This is a genomic window from Paraburkholderia sp. EG287B (assembly GCF_040965595.1).
GTDB lineage: Bacteria > Pseudomonadota > Gammaproteobacteria > Burkholderiales > Burkholderiaceae > Paraburkholderia.
The window spans coordinates 51,097-64,516 of the sequence record NZ_JBFRCG010000009.1 but is presented as its reverse complement, the minus strand read 5'-3'; the positions used below and the strand labels follow the sequence as shown (position 1 = coordinate 64,516).

Annotated in this window: 13 protein-coding genes; 7 read left to right on the top strand and 6 right to left on the bottom strand. The window is 67.2% G+C overall.

The window, feature by feature from the left end:
- Positions 1-51: 51 nt before the first annotated feature.
- The 3 genes from AB4Y40_RS17440 to AB4Y40_RS17430 are packed head-to-tail and all read left to right on the top strand — an operon-like array spanning position 52 to position 2,791.
- Positions 52-522: a MaoC family dehydratase gene (locus AB4Y40_RS17440; protein WP_233888092.1), complete on the top strand. Its 471-nt coding sequence runs from the start codon at positions 52-54 to the stop codon at positions 520-522.
- A 60-nt stretch (positions 523-582) separates the two neighbouring features.
- Entirely contained in the window at positions 583-1,749 is a 1,167-nt protein-coding gene (locus AB4Y40_RS17435; RefSeq protein WP_368688785.1) for an acyl-CoA dehydrogenase family protein, read from the top strand.
- 13 nt (positions 1,750-1,762) lie between these two features.
- Positions 1,763-2,791 (top strand): acyl-CoA dehydrogenase family protein, encoded by a 1,029-nt coding sequence (locus AB4Y40_RS17430; protein ID WP_368688784.1) that lies wholly within the window; start codon positions 1,763-1,765, stop codon positions 2,789-2,791.
- 18 nt (positions 2,792-2,809) lie between these two features.
- Here AB4Y40_RS17430 and AB4Y40_RS17425 read toward each other — a convergent pair whose 3' ends face one another.
- The 3 genes from AB4Y40_RS17425 to AB4Y40_RS17415 are packed head-to-tail and all read right to left on the bottom strand — an operon-like array spanning position 2,810 to position 6,457.
- Positions 2,810-4,051: a Zn-dependent hydrolase gene (locus AB4Y40_RS17425; protein WP_368688783.1), complete on the bottom strand. Its 1,242-nt coding sequence runs from the start codon at positions 4,049-4,051 to the stop codon at positions 2,810-2,812.
- Positions 4,048-5,223, bottom strand: a complete 1,176-nt coding sequence (locus AB4Y40_RS17420) for a M20 aminoacylase family protein (RefSeq protein WP_368688782.1) — start codon at positions 5,221-5,223, stop codon at positions 4,048-4,050. The genes AB4Y40_RS17425 and AB4Y40_RS17420 overlap by 4 nt, the downstream gene beginning before the upstream one ends.
- A 19-nt stretch (positions 5,224-5,242) precedes the next feature.
- Complete coding sequence (locus AB4Y40_RS17415; protein WP_368688781.1) at positions 5,243-6,457, bottom strand: diaminopropionate ammonia-lyase; 1,215 nt, start codon at positions 6,455-6,457, stop codon at positions 5,243-5,245.
- 115 nt (positions 6,458-6,572) lie between these two features.
- Here AB4Y40_RS17415 and AB4Y40_RS17410 point away from each other — a divergent pair, with 115 nt between their 5' ends.
- Both AB4Y40_RS17410 and AB4Y40_RS17405 read left to right on the top strand, forming a co-directional pair.
- Entirely contained in the window at positions 6,573-7,052 is a 480-nt protein-coding gene (locus AB4Y40_RS17410; RefSeq protein ID WP_368688780.1) for an Lrp/AsnC family transcriptional regulator, read from the top strand.
- A 59-nt stretch (positions 7,053-7,111) separates the two neighbouring features.
- A complete protein-coding gene (locus tag AB4Y40_RS17405) occupies positions 7,112-7,873 on the top strand; it encodes an aldolase (protein WP_368688779.1) in 762 nt (253 codons plus the stop codon).
- Positions 7,874-7,886: 13 nt separating this feature from the next.
- Here AB4Y40_RS17405 and AB4Y40_RS17400 read toward each other — a convergent pair whose 3' ends face one another.
- From AB4Y40_RS17400 to AB4Y40_RS17390, 3 genes are read right to left on the bottom strand one after another with little or no spacing between them, the layout of a single operon-like run.
- The gene (locus tag AB4Y40_RS17400; protein WP_368688778.1) at positions 7,887-8,651 is read right to left on the bottom strand and encodes a crotonase/enoyl-CoA hydratase family protein; all 765 of its coding nucleotides are present in this window, start codon (positions 8,649-8,651) and stop codon (positions 7,887-7,889) included.
- A 12-nt stretch (positions 8,652-8,663) separates the two neighbouring features.
- Positions 8,664-9,443, bottom strand: a complete 780-nt coding sequence (locus AB4Y40_RS17395) for an SDR family NAD(P)-dependent oxidoreductase (RefSeq protein WP_368688777.1) — start codon at positions 9,441-9,443, stop codon at positions 8,664-8,666.
- Between the two features lie 34 nt (positions 9,444-9,477).
- On the bottom strand, positions 9,478-10,671 hold the full coding sequence (locus tag AB4Y40_RS17390; protein WP_368688776.1) for an acetyl-CoA C-acyltransferase: 1,194 nt from the start codon (positions 10,669-10,671) through the stop codon (positions 9,478-9,480).
- Positions 10,672-11,013: 342 nt separating this feature from the next.
- On the opposite strand from AB4Y40_RS17390, the gene AB4Y40_RS17385 reads away from it, so the two are divergent.
- Both AB4Y40_RS17385 and AB4Y40_RS17380 read left to right on the top strand, forming a co-directional pair.
- Positions 11,014-11,862 (top strand): IclR family transcriptional regulator, encoded by an 849-nt coding sequence (locus tag AB4Y40_RS17385; protein WP_368688775.1) that lies wholly within the window; start codon positions 11,014-11,016, stop codon positions 11,860-11,862.
- Positions 11,841-13,403, top strand: a complete 1,563-nt coding sequence (locus tag AB4Y40_RS17380) for an AMP-binding protein (RefSeq protein ID WP_368688774.1) — start codon at positions 11,841-11,843, stop codon at positions 13,401-13,403. The genes AB4Y40_RS17385 and AB4Y40_RS17380 overlap by 22 nt, the downstream gene beginning before the upstream one ends.
- Positions 13,404-13,420 lie beyond the last annotated feature (17 nt).

Sequence of the window (13,420 nt, the reverse complement as noted above, 5' to 3'; positions counted from 1 at the left end):
CGGAACACGATACCGGCGCAGCGCGCCATCCCACACCGGAGGAAGACAGGCATGACGACACACGAGGACGCCCAACTGCTCGGACGCGGTTTCTACTGGCAGGAGCTGCAAGCAGGTCAGCGCTTTCGCACGTTCCGGCGCACGGTCACGGAGACCGACCTGGTCAATTTCATTTCGGCGACCGGCATGCTGGAGGCGATCTTCATCGACGCGCATTTCGAGCACGGCGCCATGAGCGGGCGCCCCGTGCCGGGCGCGCTCACGAGCGGCCTGATCGAAGGCCTGCTGTTCCAGACCATGGTGCAAGGCACCGGGCTCGCCATGCTCGAGTTCTCGATGAAGGCGCACGCGCCGGTGCTCGTCAACGACACGATCTACGGCGTGGTGGAAGTCGAGGAAGTGAAGCCCACCTCGAAGCACAATCGCGCCGTGGTCACGAGCCGCGTGGAAGTGCTCAACCAGCGCGACGAACTCGTGCTCTCGTACACCGTCAAGCGCATGCTCGCCGGCCGCCCCGAATGAGCGCGCAAGTGCCCGATGACTTCGCACTGCCAGGAACTGCACTGTAAAGCGCAGCACGCTATGACCGACCCTTTCACACTCCGAACCATTCCGCCCGAAGACGAGGCGTTGCGCGCACCGGTGCGCGCATTTCTCGCCAAAGCACTCAAGGGCGTCCCGCCCGCGGTGCGTGCGCGTTCGTGGCTCGGCTTCGACGCCGACTTCAGCCGCCGGCTCGCGGCGCAAGGCTGGCTGGGCCTCACGCTGCCGCGCGAATACGGCGGCGGCGGGCGCAGCCCGTTCGCGCGCTTCGTGCTCGTGGAAGAACTGCTTGCGGCCGGCGCACCGGTGTCGGCCCACTGGATCGCCGACCGCCAGAGCGGCCCGCTCATCGCACGCTACGGCACCGAGGCGCAGAAGGCGTTCTATCTGCCGCGCATCTGCCGGGCCGAGGCGTTCTTCTGCATCGGCATGAGCGAGCCCAACGCGGGCTCCGACCTCGCGAGCGTACGCACGCGCGCCGAGCGCACGGCCAGCGGCTGGCGCCTCTCGGGCCGCAAGATCTGGACGACCAACGCCCCGCACTCGCACTTCATGATCGCGCTCGTGCGCACTTCGGGCGCGCCCGAAGACCGGCATCGCGGGCTCTCGCAAGTGATCGTCGACCTGTCGCTGCCGGGCGTGCATGTGGCGCCGATCCGCGACCTCGCCGGCGACGCGCACTTCTCCGAAGTCACCTTCGACGATGTCGAATTGCCCGAGGACGCGCTGATCGGCACTGAAGGCGCAGGCTGGGAACAGGTCACCGCGGAACTGGCGTTCGAGCGCAGCGGCCCCGAGCGCATTTATTCGAGCATCGTGCTGCTGGAGGAATGGGCGCATACGTTGCGCGAAGCCGCACGCACTGCTCACTCGCCGGTCGGCGAAAGCGAGCGCCGCACGCTCGGGGCGTTCGTAACCGAACTCGCCACCTTGCGCGCCATGTCCGTGGCCGTTACGGGAGCGCTTGCCGACGGGGCGAGCCCCGCCACCCAGGCCGCGCTCGTGAAGGACCTCGGCACCAGCTTCGAGCAGAGCGTGCCCACGCTGATCGGCGACGCGCTCGGCGCGCATCCGCAGCAGGCCGTGACGCGCGAGCTAGCCGATACGCTCGACTACGTGACGAAGATCGCGCCGTCGTACTCGCTGCGCGGCGGCACGCGCGAGATCCTGCGCGGCATGATCGCGCGCGGCCTCGGGCTGCGCTAAACGAACGACGAACATGGAGAAGAACACCATGGATGACATGCTGACCGAATCGGCGCGACACGTGCTCGCGCGTCACTGTACGCCGCAATTCGTGCGCACCGTGGAAGCGGCGCGCGACCGTCACGCGGGACGCGCCCTGTGGGACCAGCTCGACGCGCTCGGCTTTCTCGACGCGCTCGTGCCTGAGGAGAAAGGCGGCTCGGGCATGCGCCTCGCCGCCACCGCGGGCGCGCTGTTCGAATTCGGCGCGCACGCGCTGCCGCTACCCGCCGCGCACACCATGATCGCGCGCGATCTGCTCGCACGCGCGGGCGTGGAAGCGCCGCGCGGTCCCATCGCCATCGCGCTTGGCAACGCTTCGCGCCACGGCGCGGCGTTCGTGCCCTACGGTCTCGTCGCCGACACGCTCATCGTCGAAACCGCCGATGGCGCGAGCCTCGTCGAGCTCGCCAGCGCCGATCTGCGCGCGCACGGCGATAGCCTCGACGCCACGCTCACCTACCCCGCGCACGCGGCCCGCACGCTGCCCGCCAGCGTGCGTGGCGTGGGCGAACTGGGCGCGCTCGCCACGGCCGCAACGATGGCGGGCGGCATGCAGCGCGTGTTCGACATCACGCTCGGCTACGTGAACGACCGCCAGCAGTTCGGCCGCTCACTCGGCAAGTTCCAGGCCGTGCAGCAGCAGTTGAGCGTCATGGCCGAGCACGTGGCCGCCACGCGCGTCGCGGCGCAGTTGGGCTGCGCGGGACACCACACGTCGGAACAGCGCATCGCGGCGGCCATTGCGAAGGCGCGTGCGAGCCGCGCCGCGCCGCTGGTGGCGAACGGCGCACACGCGCTGGTGGGCGCGATGGGCATCACCGCCGAGTTCGACCTGCAGCTCTATACGAGACGGTTGCACGCGCAACGTCTTCAATGTGGATCGGAGTCGTTCTGGGACGACGTGGTCGGCACGCACGCCATCGATCATTGGAACACTGTCGCCGCCGGCGTGATCGGCATCTACGATGCGCTCGACGAGGCCGCGGCGGTCGGCACGTAGTCCCGCACCACGCGGGCCTCACGCCGTGCCAACGCGCTCGAGCACCACATCGAGCAGCACGTTCGCGCCGTCGATGAGCTGATCGTCGTCCGTATGCTCGCGCGGATTGTGGCTAATGCCGCCGCGGCTCGGCACGAAGATCATCGCGGCCGGCGCGATCCGCGCAATCATCTGGGCGTCATGGCCCGCGCCCGAGGTCATGCGCCGGTTCGAGAAGCCCCGGCGTTCGGCGGCGGCCTCGATGGCGCGTGCGAGTGCCGCGTCGAATACCACCGGTTCGAAACGCACGAGACGCTCGGTCTCGATCTTCACGCCCTCCTTGTGTGCCACCTCCGCCAGAAAATCGGCGAGGCGGCGCTCGGCGTCCTGCAAACGTGCTTCATCGGGGTCGCGCAGGTCGACCGTGAAAACGGCCTTGCGGGGAATCACGTTGATGACGTTCGGCTCGATGCTCAGCATGCCGATGGTGGCGAGCATCGTGCCGCTTCGAACCGCGAGGTCGCGCAGGAACGTGGCGACCGCCGCGGCCACCCAGCCCGCGTCATGACGCAAACGCGTAGGCGTCGTGCCAGCGTGATTGGCGTTGCCTTGCACGCTCACGCGCTGCCACGAAATGCCTTGCAGATTCTCGACCACGCCGATGCGCACGTTTTCCGCTTCGAGAATCGGTCCCTGTTCGATATGCAGTTCGAAATACTCGTGCGGCGTGATCGCGCCCGGCTCCATCGCCCCCGCGTAGCCGATGCGGGCCAGTTCGTCGCCGAGTCGCGTGCCATCGATGCCGCGCGCGTCGAGCGCCGCTTCCACGGCCAGGCCGCCGGCGTAGACCAGCGAGCCCATCATGTCCGGCTGGTAGCGCACGCCTTCCTCGTTCGTGAATGCGCCCACGGTGATGGACCGGCCCGGCTTCACGCCCGCTTCGCGAAACGCGCGCACCACGGCGAGCCCGGCGAGTACGCCATAACAACCATCGAGCGCCCCCGCGTTGCGCACGGTGTCGATGTGGGAACCCATCATCAGCGGGCGTTGCGAGCCGGCGTCGGCGCCTGCGTGCAGGGTGCCGAACACGTTGCCGATACGGTCGATGCGCACGTCGAGTTCGAGTTCGCGCATCCACGCGACCACGCGGTCGCGTCCGGCTTTTTCGTCGTCGGTGAGCGCGATGCGGGTGCGCCCGCCCGCTTGCGGATCGGCGCCGATTTCACCCAGTTCGCGCAGTTGGCGAAGCAGCACTTCGCCGTTCAGTTTCAGCGTATTCATGATTGGTTGGTTCCGACCGGCAAGGCGAGGCGCGCGATTTCCGCGAAGTAGCGGGCGCCGGTCATCAGGATGTCGTCGTTGAAATCGTAGCCGGCGTTGTGCAGCGGAATGCCGCCGCGTTCCGGCGCGTCGCCGTTGCCGATGAAGATGAAATTGCCGGGCACGACCTGCAGGAATGCCCCGAAATCCTCGGAGATCATCATCGGCTGCACGTTGGCGTCCACGGCGGCGTCTCCCGCCACGTTGCGCGCGGCGTTCACCGCCAGATCGACGAACTGCTCCGAATTCACGGTCGGCGCGAACTCGTGCGTGTACTCGAAGCTGCATTCGGCGCCGTGCGTCTGGCAAATGCCGACGCTGACTTCACGCATGCGGGTTTCGAGCAGCGCTTGCACGTCGTTCGAATAGCTGCGCGTATCGCCCTTGATGATCACGTTCGAGGGAATCACATTGCGAATGCCGTCGGTGATGAATTCCGTGCAGGAGATCACGGCTTGCAGGCCCGGGTCGAGATTGCGCGACACGATGGTTTGCAGCGCGAGCACGATCTGCGCGGCGATGACGATGGGATCGACCCCCATGTGCGGGCGCGCCGCGTGCGTGCCGCGGCCCTTGATATGGATGACGAAGTTATCCTCGCTCGCCATGATGCCGCCCGCGCGCGTGGCGAACGTGCCGGCGGGCATGCCGGGCATGTTGTGCGCGCCGAAGATCGCATCGACGGGAAAGCGCTCGAACAAGCCGTCCGCCATCATCGCCTTGGCGCCGCGGCCGTGCTCCTCGGCAGGCTGGAAGATGAAGCGCACCGTGCCGTCGAAATCGCACCGCTCGGCGAGCAGCCGCGCCGCGCCGAGGACCATCGACATATGGCCGTCGTGCCCGCAGGCGTGCATTTTTCCCGCGTTCAGCGAGGCATGCGCGCGGCCCGGCGCCTGCTCCGCGATATTGAGCGCGTCCATGTCGGCACGCAGGCCGATCACGCGCTTGCCGTTGCCGACCGTGAGGTTCGCCACGAACCCCGTGCCGCCAATGCCGCGGTGCACCTCGAGCCCAAGTGTCTCGAGGATGTTCGCCACGTAGTGGGCAGTATGGATCTCCTCGAAGCCGGTCTCGGGACGTTGGTGCAGATACTGTCGCCAGCTTTTGAGTTGGCCTTGCAGTGTGCTTTCCATGTGGGTGTCCTCTTTTCGGTTACTGCGTGACCTGACTCAGCCAGGCGTCGCGACGCGCCGCCACGGTTTGCGCAGACGCGCCGACCAGTTCCGCGTACACACCCGGCGCCGTGGCGCCCTCGGTGCTGATCAGCAGCACGCGTGAGTTCGCGTCGAGCCCTGCTGCGCGCGCAAGTTCGGGTTCGCGCATGAGCTTCGCAAGGCCCGCGAGCCCTGCCGCGCCCGACTCACCCGATACAACGGGTACGTCGCCTGCCGCGCCGGTGGCGAGGCTGCGCATCGCGTCCACGGCGTCCTCGTCGTCGATCAGCATGAAGTCGTCGACGCACGGCTCGAGTATCTGCCACGCGAGCGGCGAGGTCTCCCCGCACGCAAGGCCCGCCATCACGGAATCGACCGACCCTGTGGCTTTCGCGGCGCGGCCGGCGATGGCGCTTTGATACAGGCAGTCGGCCTGGCGCGGTTCGACCACGATGAAACGCGGACGCGCGGCGCCATGATGCTCCCACAGATAGCTGGCTACGCCGGCCGCGAGACCGCCCACGCCGCCCTGCAGAAACACATGCGTCCACGCGCCGCCAGACTGTTCGATGACTTCCGCCGCGATGGTGCCGTAGCCTTGCATGACATCGCGCGGGATCGCCTCGTAGCCGTCATAGGAGGTATCGGAGACGACGTGCCAGCCGTTCGTCTTCGCGAGCTGCGCCGCGTGCTCGACCGATTCGTCATAGTTGCCCGCGATGCGAACGATACGCGCGCCGTACGCGGCGATCGCCGCTTCGCGCTCCGCGCTGACGTTCGCATGCAGCACGATCACGCAGTGGCAGCCAATCGATTGCGCGGCTGCCGCCAGCGCCTTGCCGTGGTTGCCATCGGTCGCGCTGATGACCGTGAGGTTCGTGACCATCTCGCCGTAGCGGCCCTCGATCAGCTTGCAAGGATCGATCTCCTGCTGGGGCCACAGGCGCATGATGAGGCGCATCAGCGCGATCGGTGCGCCCAGCGCCTTGAAGCTGCCAAGAGGAGAACGAAACGATTCGTCCTTGAGGCCGAGGCGGGCCACGCCCAGGCGCGCGGCCGCACCACTCAGGTCCCAGAGCGGCGTGGGCTCCGGGCTGATCAATTCCCAACGGGCGAGCCATGCCCGGCTTTCGTCACCCGACTTCACGTTCAGGATGTTCCCGAGCGTTTCGGGGTAGGCATGGCGCGTGGCGCGCGGGTTGGCGAACAGCATGGGTGGGCTCCGGTGGACTTGCGATGTCGAAATGATATTGCGCAGCCCCTGCGAAAAAGTCTCATAATGCGGTCACGTCACGCAAAAAAATATCGACTTTCAGGCTCCCGCGTAAATGGCGACACATCTCGACTCCTTCGACCGCAAACTCCTGATGGAAGTCCAGCGCGACGCCCAGACTCCGCAAAACGAACTCGGCGCGCGTGTGAACCTCTCCACGGCGGCGGTGAACCGGCGTTTGCGCCGTCTCGTCGACGAAGGCGTGATCGACCATTACGCGGCGATCGTCTCGCCCGAGAAGGTCGATCATCCCATCACGATCGTTGCGACCGTCGAGGTGGAGAGCGAGCAGATCGACCTGCTCGATACGATGAAGCGCACCTTCGAGCGTTGCCCGCAGATACAGCAGTGCTACTACGTCGCGGGCGAGTGGGATTTCGTGCTGATTTTCGCGGTGCGCAACATGGACCAGTACACGGAACTCACGCGCGAGCTATTCTTCTCGAACAACAACGTAAAGCGGTTCAAGACGCTGGTGAGCATGAGCCGCGTGAAGGTCGGGCTCGAAGTGCCGCTCGCGCTGGACGGCGAATGAGGAACGCGGGTTGCGACGCAGACGCAACGCGGTCATCTGAACAACCGGAGCCACGACCCATGAGCAACGCCGTGCATCACGCTGGAGCCATTGAAAGCGAAGAGTTGTTCCACCACCCGGACGTCGCGACGCTGCGTGCGGACCTCGCGCTCGCACTGCGGGCCGCCGCGCATTTCGGGCTCGGTGAAGGCGTCTGCAATCACTTCAGCGTCGCGCTTCCCGGCGAAGACGGTCTCTTTCTGCTGAACCCGCGCGGCCTGATGTGGAGCGAGGTGATGGCCGACGATGTCGTCATCGTCGACGCACAGGGGGACGTGATGGCAGGCCGTCACGCCGTGGAGCCGACGGCGATGTTCATTCACGCCGCCATCCACGGGATCGCGAAGAAGGCCTGTGTGCTGCATACCCACATGCCGTACGCAACCGCTCTCACGCTCACTGAGGACTGCGGGCTCGACACGACCTTGTCGCAGAACGCCATGCGCTATCACGGCCGCGTCGCGCTGGACCGCGAGTACAACGGGCTCGCGCTCGGCCCCGAGGAAGGCGAGCGCATCGCGCATGCGCTCGACGGCAGGGATATCGGCTTCCTCGGCAACCACGGCGTGGTGGTGTGCGGCGAGCGCATCGACTACGCGTTCGACGACCTCTATTACCTCGAGCGCGCCTGCGCCGCGCAGGTGCTCGCGGGCTCCACCGGGCGCGGGTTGCGACCGGTGGCGGCCGATCTCGCACAACGCGTGGCCGACCAGATTCAGGGCGAGCGTTTGCAGTCGGAGCTGTTCTTCGCGGCGCTGCGAAGAACGCTCACGCACGCTTGAAGCAAGGGCCGCCCTACTTCCCCTGCCACACCGCCTTGCGCTTCTCCGCAAACGCCGCCGCGCCCTCTCGCGCGTCGGCGGAAGCGAACACCGGGTCCGTGATCTCGCGCTGACGCGCGAACATCTGGGCACTGGACCAGTCGCGCGACTCGCGCATCACGCGCTTGCTCGCCGCCACCGCGAGCGGCCCGTTCGCCACGATCTTCTGCGCGAGTTCGAGCGCGCCCGCCAGCGCTTCGCCCGGCGCGGTGAGACGGTTGACGAGACCGAATTCGAAGGCCCGTTGCGCGCCGAACATGTCGCCCGTGAGCACGAGTTCCATGGCGATGCGCTCGGGCAACTGCTGTTGCAGACGCAACAATCCGCCCGCTGCGGCGCATAGCCCGCGCTTCACTTCGGGCAGACCGAACTGCGCGTTGTTCGCGGCCACGACGAGATCACTCGCGAGCACGACTTCGAAGCCGCCGGCGAGCGCGTAGCCTTCGACCGCCGCAATGAGCGGCTTGTGCGGCGGCGCTTCAGTGAGCCCGGCAAAGCCGCGGCCCAGCAGGCTCGGCCTTTCGCCTTTGAGAAAGCCCTTCAGGTCCATGCCCGCGCAAAACGTGCCGCCCGCGCCGGTGATGATGGCGAGCCGCAGGTCGTCGCGCTGCTCCAGTTCGTCGAGTGCCGCGGCTAGCGCTTCGGCCACCGCCTTCGTGCAGGCGTTGCGCGCCTCGGGACGGTTGATCGTGAGGATCTGGATGCCGTCGCGGGACTCGATCAGCAGTTCGTCGCTCATGGTCGGCCTCGCTCAACGCGGCTGCATGCGAATCGCGCCGTCAAGGCGGATGGTCTCGCCGTTGAGCATCGGATTCTCGAGGATGTGCAGCGCGAGCGCGGCGAATTCGTCGGCTTCACCGAGGCGCGGCGGAAACGGCACCATGCGACCGAGCGATTCGCGAATCTCCTCGGGCAGGCGCGCGAGCAGCGGCGTGTCGAAGAGACCCGGCGCGATCGTGCACACGCGGATCCCCTTGCTCGCCAGGTCACGCGCGGCCACGAGCGTCATGCCCACCACGCCCGCCTTCGACGACGCATATGGCACCTGCCCGATCTGCCCTTCGTACGCCGCCACCGAAGCCGTGAGCACGCAAGCGCCGCGCTCGCCGCCCGCATCGGGCTCGTTGCGCGCCATCGCCGCCGCCGCGAGGCGCAGCGCGTTGAAGGTGCCGAAGAGATTCACGCGCACCACGTTCTCATAGGCTTCGAGCGAGCCCGGCGAGCCGTCCTTCTCGATCAGGCGCACCGCGCCGCCACGGCCCGCGCAATGCACGAGCGAGCGCAGCGTGCCGCGCTTCGTGGCCGCCTCGAATACGGCGTTCATGTCGTCGGCGCTCGTCACGTCGGCGGGCACGAAGCTCGCGTGCGCGCCGAGTTCATCGGCCACGGCCGCGCCGCGCGAGCCGGCGAGGTCGGCGATCACGACCTGTGCGCCTTTTGACAGCAGCCGCTTTGCGCTCGCGAGGCCCAGCCCCGAAGCGCCGCCCGTCACCACCGCCACCGTGCCGGCGAATTTGTTCTGTTCGTCCATGTGTCGTCTCTCCTTTGTTGTTCGTGGTCGCGCTTTAGAGGCGTTCGATGAGCGTCGCGTTGGCCATGCCGCCCGCCTCGCACATCGTCTGCAGGCCGTAGCGGCCGCCGCTCACTTCGAGAGAATTGAGCATCGTGGTCATGAGGCGCGCGCCCGAAGCGCCGAGCGGATGCCCAAGCGCGATCGCGCCACCCGCCGGGTTCAGCCGCGCCGCGTCCGCGCCCAGCGCCTTCTGCCAGGCGAGCGGCACGGCGGCAAACGCCTCGTTGACTTCGAAGTGCGCAATATCGTCGATGGCGAGGCCGCGCTTCTTCAGCAGACGTTGCGTGGCAGGAATGGGGGCGGTCAGCATCATCAGCGGATCGTCGCCGCAGACGTCGAACGCCACGATGCGCGCACGCGGTTTCAATCCCAGTTGCGCCGCCTTCTGCTCGCTCATGATGAGCAGCGCCGAGGCGCCATCCGAGATTTGCGAGGCGTTGCCCGCCGTCACGTTCCAGCGGATGCCCGGAAAGCGCGCCGCGAGTTCGGCGCTCTCGAACGAAGGCGCGAGGCCCGCGAGCCGCTCGACGGTCGTACCGGCGCGGATGGTCTCGTCGAGGTCCACGCGACGCACGCCTTCAGGACCCGCCACATCGATCGGCACGATCTCGCGCGCGAACTGGCCCGCGGCGCGCGCGGCGTCGGCGCGACGGTGCGACTCGGCCGAATAGGCGTCGAGCGCCTCGCGCGTGAGCGCCCACTTCTGCGCCACGAGATCGGCGCTCACGCCCTGCCCGACCATGCCTTCGGGGTAGCGCGCGTGGTACAGCGCGCCGTACGGATCGCGGCCGATGCGCGAAGAGCCCATGGGCACGCGGCTCATCGACTCGACGCCGCCGGCCACGACGATCTCGTTGACGCCCGCCATGATCGCCTGCGCCGCGAAATGGATGGCTTGCTGGCTCGACCCGCACTTGCGCTCGATGGTGGTGGACGGCACGTGCTGCGGAAAGCCCGTCGCGAGCCACGCGAGGCGGCCCGGCGTGGAGGCCTGCTCGCCCACCTGGCTCACGCAGCCGATCATCACGTCGTCCACGCTGCCGGGGTCGAGGTCGTTGCGCACGATCAGATGCTGCAAGACCTGCGAGAGCAGATCCACGGGATGCAGGTCGACGAACGCGCCGCCCGCCTTGGTCCGGCCCATCGGGCTGCGCACTGCGTCGACGATTACCGCGCTGTTGGTCATGGTTCTCTCAACGGTTGGAAGTGTCAGGAAAAATGAATCTCCTGACTCAAAATACACCTCACCGACTCACTATTTCAATAGTGGTAAACATATTTCGGCACTATAGGATCATTTTTATTGATTTCTGGATCACGATCCGCAACACTGCTCGGGCAACTTGATCCCCAGAGGTCGAAAAAGGAGACATCAACATGTGGCTGCGAGCCGCGCGGCATCACGAATGCGAAAAAATGAGCCAGGCGTCTTAAAAAATTGTTCCGGCGTGCGGCAGAAAGCTAGAATCCGGGGTTTGCCGCGCGCCGCACCGGCGCGGCGCGCCCTTACCCCGACGAAGGACCCGACATGAACGATCAGGCCAACTCCCGCACCGACGACGCCGCCGACTCGCAGCTCGTGAGCGCGCTCGCGCGCGGCATCCGGATCCTGCAGTGCTTTTCGATGGGAGACGCGGAGCTGTCGGCGCGCGATCTGGTCGAGCGCACGGGGCTGCCCAAGCCCACGGCGCTGCGGCTCATCAACACGCTCGCGGAGTTCGGCTTGCTGCGCTATTCGGAGCGCATTTCGAAGTATGTGCTCGGCACGGAGATGCTGAGCCTCGCCGCCCCGGCGCTCGGCCGAATGACGATCCGGCAGATCGCGCGGCCGATGATGCAGGAGCTGGCCGACTACTGCCACGGCCAGGTGACGCTCGCGGTGGGCTACCGCCTGAACATGGCGTACGCCGAAGTGATTCAGGGCGAGGGCAGCGCGGTGTATCGCTCGGAAACGGGCACGCGGCTCTCGCTTTCGCGCACGGCGTCGGGCCGCGCGTATCTGTGGACCGTGCCGGGCGCCGAGCGCGAGCAGTACCTGCAGGACACGCTCGCGCGCGACCCCGCCAAAGGCGAGTTGCTCGCGCAGCGCCTCGCGCTTGCGCAGCAGGAGTTGCGCGCGCACGGCTGCACGCTCTCGCATGGCGACATGCAGCGCGAGATCCATTCGGTGGCGATTCCGTTGTCCGCCCCGATCGACGACGAGTATTGGGTTTTTAGCTGTTCGATTGCAGTTTTCAACATCAGCGGCAACCAGCTGACCGACGACATCGCCCCCCGGCTGATGTCGCTCGTCAGGCGCGTGGAGGCAGCGCTCGGCAGCATGACTGGGGCCGCGCATGACATGGAGACGAGACCGTGGAGCGTGTCCGCGAACTAGCTGTAGCAGCACCCACGCGGGAGGCCCTGTGCTTCCCCGCACTCAAGCAGATCATCACTTACAAAGAGCTGGACGAACGCGCGGAGCGCATCGCGCACTGGCTCCTCGGCCTCGGCCTGCAACCCGGCGACGGCATCGCGCTGCTGTTCGAGAATCACCCCGCGCTCGCCGTCATCGCCATAGGCGCCGAGCGCGCCGGCCTCTACTACACCCCCATCAGCATCCAGTTGAAAACACGCGAGGCCGCGCACGTCCTCGCGGACTGCGGCGCGCGCGTGCTGATCGTTTCGCGGGCCATGCACGAACTCGCCGCCTCGCTCGTGGCCGAAGGCGCCGCGCAGGACGTCGCTTGCTTCGTTGCGGGCGCGGGTGCGGGTGAAACCCTGCCCGGCTTCGCCTCGCTCGAAGCGGCGCTCGCCGGGATCGATGCGAGCGCGCCGCTGCCACCGTTACCGCCGCTGCCGCGCGGACGCGACTTCCTCTATTCGTCGGGCACGACCGGCCTGCCCAAAGGCATCCGCAAGCCGCTCGTGCCGTTCGAGCAGCGCGACGACGACGACACCGAAACTGCGGCATGGCGCAAGACGTTCGGCTTCGACGCCGACTCCGTCTACCTGAGCACCGCGCCGCTCTACCACGCCGCGCCGCTGCGCTACCTCATGCGCATGCTGCACACGGGCGGCCGCGCCATCGTGCTGCAGAAGTTCGACGCCGAGGCCGCGCTCGACGCCATCGCGCGCTACCGCGTCACGCACAGCCAGTGGGTGCCGACGATGTTCATCCGCCTCCTGAATCTGCCCGGGACCACGCGCGCGCTGTACGACGTGAGCAGCCTGCGCGTGGCGATCCACGCAGCGGCGCCGTGCCCGCCGCACATCAAGGAGCAGATGATCGCGTGGTTCGGCCCGGTGATCTACGAGTACTACGCGGGCTCGGAAAGCGTGGGCCTCACGGCGATCGACTCCGGCGAATGGCTCGCGCATCGCGGCTCGGTCGGGCGTTCGAAATACGGACAGATCCACATCGTCGACGATGAGGATCACGAACTGCCCGCGGGCGAGATTGGCCGCGTGTTTTTCGAAGGCGGTCCCGCTTTCGAGTACCACAACGATCCGGTGAAGACGCGCAGCGTCTACAACCGCTACGGCTGGGCGACCTACGGCGATATCGGCCACGTCGATGCGGAAGGCTATCTGTACCTGAGCGACCGGCGCGTGGACCTCATCATCAGCGGCGGCGTGAACGTGTATCCGCAGGAGATCGAGAACGTGCTCGCCGAGCATCCCGCCGTGGCCGATGCCGCCGTGATCGGCGTGCCGCACCCCGAGTTCGGCGAAGCCGTGAAAGCGGTCGTGCAGCCGCGCGAGCGCGACGCCGCGAGCCCGCTGCTCGCCGAGGAGCTGATCGCGTTCTGCCGCGAGCGCCTTTCGCATATCAAGGTGCCGCGCTCGGTCGAATTCGAGGAGGCGCTGCCGCGCCACGATAACGGCAAGCTGCTGCGGCGCCTTCTCAAGGAACGCTACCGCCAGCCCGCGGCTTGATACGGATAACGAAAGAG

What these genes read in the sequence shown, in the direction of transcription:
- AB4Y40_RS17395 (WP_368688777.1), bottom strand. Translation starts at nt 9,443, where the DNA reads ATGGACGAACAGAACAAATTCGCCGGCACGGTGGCGGTGGTGACGGGC.
- AB4Y40_RS17390 (WP_368688776.1), bottom strand. Translation starts at nt 10,671, where the DNA reads ATGACCAACAGCGCGGTAATCGTCGACGCAGTGCGCAGCCCGATGGGC.
- AB4Y40_RS17415 (WP_368688781.1), bottom strand. Translation starts at nt 6,457, where the DNA reads ATGCTGTTCGCCAACCCGCGCGCCACGCGCCATGCCTACCCCGAAACG.
- AB4Y40_RS17400 (WP_368688778.1), bottom strand. Translation starts at nt 8,651, where the DNA reads ATGAGCGACGAACTGCTGATCGAGTCCCGCGACGGCATCCAGATCCTC.
- AB4Y40_RS17385 (WP_368688775.1), top strand. Translation starts at nt 11,014, where the DNA reads ATGAACGATCAGGCCAACTCCCGCACCGACGACGCCGCCGACTCGCAG.
- AB4Y40_RS17410 (WP_368688780.1), top strand. Translation starts at nt 6,573, where the DNA reads ATGGCGACACATCTCGACTCCTTCGACCGCAAACTCCTGATGGAAGTC.
- AB4Y40_RS17435 (WP_368688785.1), top strand. Translation starts at nt 583, where the DNA reads ATGACCGACCCTTTCACACTCCGAACCATTCCGCCCGAAGACGAGGCG.
- AB4Y40_RS17405 (WP_368688779.1), top strand. Translation starts at nt 7,112, where the DNA reads ATGAGCAACGCCGTGCATCACGCTGGAGCCATTGAAAGCGAAGAGTTG.
- AB4Y40_RS17440 (WP_233888092.1), top strand. Translation starts at nt 52, where the DNA reads ATGACGACACACGAGGACGCCCAACTGCTCGGACGCGGTTTCTACTGG.
- AB4Y40_RS17420 (WP_368688782.1), bottom strand. Translation starts at nt 5,223, where the DNA reads ATGGAAAGCACACTGCAAGGCCAACTCAAAAGCTGGCGACAGTATCTG.
- AB4Y40_RS17430 (WP_368688784.1), top strand. Translation starts at nt 1,763, where the DNA reads ATGGAGAAGAACACCATGGATGACATGCTGACCGAATCGGCGCGACAC.
- AB4Y40_RS17425 (WP_368688783.1), bottom strand. Translation starts at nt 4,051, where the DNA reads ATGAATACGCTGAAACTGAACGGCGAAGTGCTGCTTCGCCAACTGCGC.